Raw genomic sequence first — 5,084 nt, 5'->3', positions numbered from 1 at the left:
GCTCTTGGGTAAACCGGTTGGTTGTTGATGGCCGGCCTGAACTTGCCTGACCAGGTAACATATTCCTGGTCGCGTATCTGCAGCAGTAAATCCAGTTTCTCTGCAAAGAGGGCATCATAATCTCTCAGGTCAAATCCAAAAAGCGGAAAGGCTTCAATCGCTGACCCACGTCCAACGACCAGTTCTGCTCGTCCCTTTGAAATCAGATCCAGGGTTGCAAAACTCTGGTATACGCGCACAGGATCATCGGTACTTAATACTTTAACGGCACTGTTGAGACGAATCTGTTTAGTTCTGGCAGCAGCGGCTGAAAGAATTACGGCCGGTGCAGAATCAAGAAATTCCTTTTTATGGTGCTCGCCAATGCCAAATACATCCAGTCCTGCTTCATCGGCCCTTACAATCCGGTCCAGTAACTGTTCCATGGCATCGGCACTGTTCAGGGAAGTACTTCCGTACATGGCCGATGCAAAACTATCTATTCCTATTTCCATTGTATTTTATATTGGTTTGTTAATCCTAAAAACGCTCCAGGCGTTCATACAACCCTTTTTAGCCCTTTCTCTTTAACTCCAGTAAGTATCAGGTTAGCAAGTCTTTCATTCCATAGGCTGTTAACGCTTTTGCGTATTCAACTTTTACAGCGTCGTTGGCCATTTTGACAAATTCTCCCGTCGTCGGGTCGACAACCGTTCTCAATGGCCTTTGCCCTTTAGGCAGATTAATCAGCTTGACTACCGCGTCGGCAACATCCTGCGGATTGGGGTTTGCCGCTTCAAACAGTTGAACAATGGCATTAACCATTTTTTTAGGGTAAGCAGCTATTGCCTCGTAGTGGGCATTCACGGACGTGTCTGAAGCCGATCTGGCTTTCTGGGACATCTCGGTAGGAAAAGCCCCCGGTTGCAAAATGGCTACGTCAACGCCTAAAGGTCTTAGCTCATAATGCAACCCTTCACTCAGTCCTTCCAAACCAAATTTTGAAGCGCCATACACTACTGAAAAAGGAAAAGAGAATCTTCCAGAACCACTGGTTACATTGATGATCAAGCCTTCTGATTGTTTACGCATGCTGGGTAATGCCAATTTCATCAATCGCCAGGGGGCGATAACGTTCACATCGAACATTTCCTCAACATCTGCAATGGTATAGCTTTCAGCTACTCCAATCATGCCAATTCCTGCATTGTTTACTAAAACATCTATCCTACCTTCTTTCGATATGATCGTGTCAACCGCATTTTTTACACTTGTTTCATCAGTCAGGCTCACATCCAGGACCGTTACATTTTTTACCTGCGATAAGGCTTCAGCTTTAGCAGCATTTTTTCCATGGGTATCCCGCATGGTAGCGTACACTGTATGCCCTAAAGCGGCTACACTATGGGCTGTTAGCCATCCAAATCCGCTATTGGTTCCTGTGATCAATACAATCTTTTTCTTCATTTCTCTACTTTTATTGATTCGCTTTTTTGATAATTAATTTCGCCGTATTTCCCGGCAAAATAGTCGCGGTACGCTTGCGCTATTTCGGCCTGGCTATTCATCACAAAGGGACCTTCGGCTACAATGGGTTCGGTATAGGGTTCTCCTCCAAATAAAAGTATATCGATAGCTTCCTGCAGTTTATTTTCAATCACTATCTCACCCGCATTTTTGTCAAATTCCACAAACTCACCTGCCCCAAATTGGGCATCGTTAAGCAGTGTATTGTGAGTGGGTAAGAATGCAGCCGCTTCCACTTTTTCGTCCATAGAAATGGTGAAGCTTTTGCCGAGTTCAAGATGGATATGAAATAAAAACTGTTCGGAATAACTAGGTATTCTGGAATGCAGGTCTTGATAATCACCCACGATTACTTTGATCCAACCACTTTCATTGGGTAATTCTTTCTGAGGAACTTCCTCACGCTGAATTGCCAGATATTCCGGTTTTTCTACTTTGTTTTTGGAAGGAAGATTGATCCAGAACTGAAAAGCGTGCGTACGATTTGTTCCCGTTCGAGAGTCCACGTTTAAGGTTTCGTCATGTAGAATCCCGTTTCCGGCTTTCATCCATTGAATTCCTCCCGAATACACTTTGGCATAGTTGCCGGCACTATCAAAATGCGCATCTTCCCCTTCCAGAATGTAGCTTAATGTAGCAATTCCCCGGTGGGGATGGGCACCGGTTCCGCTCTTGATCACAGAGGGATGAACCTTTGGAATGATATGGTCTAAAAATACAAATGGACCTATAGCATCTGCATAACGATTTGCCAACATGCGATAAATGGTTAAGTCTCCTATATCAGCTCTTTGCCCTTTGGTTGAAAAACTGGTTTTCTTTTTCATTTTTTTATTTTTTTATCAAGAAACTGTTACTTGAGTAAAGACTTTCAATAACTTGGACTAGTGCTCACGCGCGGACATCTTCAAGTCCCTTGTCTTTGTCAAAGACCTTCTTTGCAAAAGGGCAAAGCGGCAGTATTTTCAGATTATTGTTTCGAGCATATTCTACTGCTTTCATAACCAATTGCTTGCCCAGCCCTCTTCCACTAAAATTTTCCTCAACACCGGTATGATCGATGATAAATCTTGCTTCACCCGCCCATACATAGGTCATTTCGCCAGCCAGTTCATCATTTTCATATATGACAAAGCGTCCTTTTCTTCCATTGTCTTCTCTTTCTATTTTTATCATAGTCTTATTCTCCTGTTTAATACTTAGTGCTCCCGAAGGACATGTAGCAACCTGCATGATAAGTTCTTTAGAACTTGCCTTTTCTGGGTTAATCCAGGGTTTTTCTTTTGGATGATATACCTGGGGCAAAGTCTTTACACATATTCCCGAATGGATGCACTTTTCGGGTTTCCAAACAATGGTTACTTCACCATTTGAATATTCTTTGGTTGACATATAGCAATTAAACGTTAAATGTTACTTAGTTCCGGTACGGTTAATGTCTCAATATCCCAGTTGGCTTTTTTTGCACTGTCCCTATAGGCAGACTCCAAAAAATCAAGCAGGGCTGCACGTGGGTCATCCGTATTTACTAGATCGTTGTATGTTAACAGAGCCATGGGGCTTCCCTTACCTTCAACCCATTGGGCGGCAAAGGGCGTTAAAGGTGCTGGTTTAGTCCTTCGGGTGAAGGATAGGTGTATAAGTTAGAAAGCAGGTTCGGCGAAGGGCTACCTTTATAAGCGATCGTAACGGTTTGAAAACCCTGGTGCGGGTGTACGCCAACTCCTTTTGGTTTATCGGTGGGGGGAAACTGATAAGTAGCATGATAATCCAGCATAATAAATGGATTCATCTGTTGCCTATCAAATTTTGATCTGCTGGGAATGAAGTTATGCACCCGAAAGCCATCGCCCACAAAATGGGGTTCTTTGGGACTTGCTACTATTTCTACCGTTCTTGTTTTCATACTTTCCATGTTTCTACCACAAATTTACCCTTTGTAGCAAGCCTATGCATTGATGTATGATAAGAAGAACTTACTTGATGAAGTTTTTTTGTGCTAACTCCCGGCGGACACGGCTTAAGCTTTCCGGTGTGATGCCCAGATACGAAGCTACCATGGTCTGTGGAACTCTTAAAAGTATGTCGGGATACATGGCCACAAATTGTAAATAACGGTCTTCGGCAGAAGCGCTCAGTAGCAGGGTAATCCTTTTCTGTAAATGACGGATATGGTTATGAAGCAACCGGTTATTGAATTCTGTAAACTCCGGAAATTTCTTGGAAAGCAACTGAACAAAACTTTCCTCTATCATCACCACCTGGCTGTCTTCCAGAGCCTGGATAAAATAGGCAGACGGCTGATTGAAAAAAACACTTTCCCGATCCGTCACAAACCAGTTTTCAGGGGCGAAAGCAATGATATGTTCCTTCCCTTTCTTATCAAGTGAGAATTGCCTCAACAGCCCTTGTTCTACAAAAAAGGCATGCTTGCAGATTTCTTTTTCATGCAAAAGGAATTGGTCTTTCTTAACTTTTTTGACGGGGCAGTTTTCTACTATGGCTGAAATTTCCCTTTCGTCAATAGTAAGATTAGACATCAAATAAGTTTTTAAATCGGTACTGTTCATGGTTAGTGCAGATGGTTCTTTTGCATTACCTACCACGGACAATAATCCTCACAAACTTACCTTTTATGCTTAGCCTGGTGCTAATAGTAAGGCGTTTGTCGATGGATTACGTGTGAGCGCCCGGCATGGCAGGGTATATTTGGAAAGAAATATACAACAATTATCTCAAAGGATGGAAGTCTCCTACTGACAAACCTGTGATGCACGCTGAAACTACCAACGTCGGTTCATTTGGTGAAGCCTATTAGCAAGCAGCAAGGGTAGTTAATACAAAGGGGTAGATTTTGTAACTATAAAATTTTATAATAACTGCCTTCTGGATAGCATATAAAATACTCGATACACACCCGAAAAGTATCACGAACAACCCATCAGTGAACTAATTACTAGGCAAGTCTCTTTTTTAGAAAATATTCGTACCTTTAATGGTAGCCAATGTACATTTATGGATTCTATTCAACTAAAAACGGACCTGCACCGACTGATTGATCAAATTGAAGATAGTCGCTTACTACAGGCAGTCCATATGATTTTAGCCCGAGAAGTTGGACAAGATCAACCCGTAGACTGGGATCAATTAAGCGCAGATGAAAAGCAAGCAATTAGTGAAGGATTAGACGATATAGCCAATGGGCATGTCTCCTCCCATGAGGAGGTAATGGGCCGCATCAAATCAAAGTTTGGTTTATGAAGCGGATCAGTTGGTCTGCTCGTGCAGAACAGGATTTTACCAAGCAGATGGCCTATTTGGAAGCGCATGCGAGCAAGAAATCTGTTTTACAGTATATGGCAGAAGTAGCTCAAGCCATAGAAAATATTTCAAGTAAAGAAGTAGTTTACCAATTAGTGGATGATACCAAGCGGATACGCCGCTATAAAGTCAATAAATTTATAGACTTGTACTATAAAGAAACAGCTCAGGACAAAGTAGTGCTACTTACATTCTTTGATAGAAGGCAAAACCCTGGTAAGTTAAAGTTATAAACTTCCCCTTGGTAATATGAACCG

Annotated in this window: 9 protein-coding genes; 2 read left to right on the top strand and 7 right to left on the bottom strand. The window is 42.3% G+C overall.

Annotated elements, in window-relative coordinates:
- The 7 genes from Q0590_RS36620 to Q0590_RS36585 form a co-directional block, all read right to left on the bottom strand.
- A partial coding sequence (locus Q0590_RS36620) for an LLM class flavin-dependent oxidoreductase (RefSeq protein ID WP_302042645.1) occupies positions 1-494 on the bottom strand: 494 nt, incomplete at its 3' end.
- 88 nt (positions 495-582) lie between these two features.
- The gene (locus Q0590_RS36615; protein WP_302042644.1) at positions 583-1,446 is read right to left on the bottom strand and encodes an SDR family oxidoreductase; all 864 of its coding nucleotides are present in this window, start codon (positions 1,444-1,446) and stop codon (positions 583-585) included.
- Positions 1,443-2,333, bottom strand: a complete 891-nt coding sequence (locus tag Q0590_RS36610; RefSeq protein WP_302042643.1) for a pirin family protein — start codon at positions 2,331-2,333, stop codon at positions 1,443-1,445. The genes Q0590_RS36615 and Q0590_RS36610 overlap by 4 nt, the downstream gene beginning before the upstream one ends.
- 64 nt (positions 2,334-2,397) lie before the next feature.
- Entirely contained in the window at positions 2,398-2,898 is a 501-nt protein-coding gene (locus Q0590_RS37750) for a GNAT family N-acetyltransferase (RefSeq protein WP_366970857.1), read from the bottom strand.
- Between the two features lie 14 nt (positions 2,899-2,912).
- Complete coding sequence (locus Q0590_RS36595; RefSeq protein WP_302042642.1) at positions 2,913-3,062, bottom strand: DUF5996 family protein; 150 nt, start codon at positions 3,060-3,062, stop codon at positions 2,913-2,915.
- Positions 3,063-3,103: 41 nt separating this feature from the next.
- Positions 3,104-3,412, bottom strand: a complete 309-nt coding sequence (locus Q0590_RS36590) for a pirin family protein (RefSeq protein ID WP_302042641.1) — start codon at positions 3,410-3,412, stop codon at positions 3,104-3,106.
- Between the two features lie 70 nt (positions 3,413-3,482).
- On the bottom strand, positions 3,483-4,076 hold the full coding sequence (locus Q0590_RS36585; RefSeq protein ID WP_302042640.1) for a Crp/Fnr family transcriptional regulator: 594 nt from the start codon (positions 4,074-4,076) through the stop codon (positions 3,483-3,485).
- A 445-nt stretch (positions 4,077-4,521) separates the two neighbouring features.
- Between Q0590_RS36585 and Q0590_RS36580 the strand changes: the two genes are divergently transcribed.
- Positions 4,522-4,767: a hypothetical protein gene (locus Q0590_RS36580; protein WP_302042639.1), complete on the top strand. Its 246-nt coding sequence runs from the start codon at positions 4,522-4,524 to the stop codon at positions 4,765-4,767.
- Positions 4,764-5,060, top strand: coding sequence for a type II toxin-antitoxin system RelE/ParE family toxin (locus tag Q0590_RS36575; protein ID WP_302042638.1), 297 nt, complete (start codon positions 4,764-4,766; stop codon positions 5,058-5,060). The genes Q0590_RS36580 and Q0590_RS36575 overlap by 4 nt, the downstream gene beginning before the upstream one ends.
- Positions 5,061-5,084: the final 24 nt, after the last annotated feature.

The organism is Rhodocytophaga aerolata (assembly GCF_030503435.1).
In the GTDB taxonomy this organism is placed as follows: Bacteria; Bacteroidota; Bacteroidia; order Cytophagales; family 172606-1; genus Rhodocytophaga; species Rhodocytophaga aerolata.
Note: the sequence above shows the minus strand (reverse complement) of the source record. Positions and strands in the feature narration are given on the sequence as shown.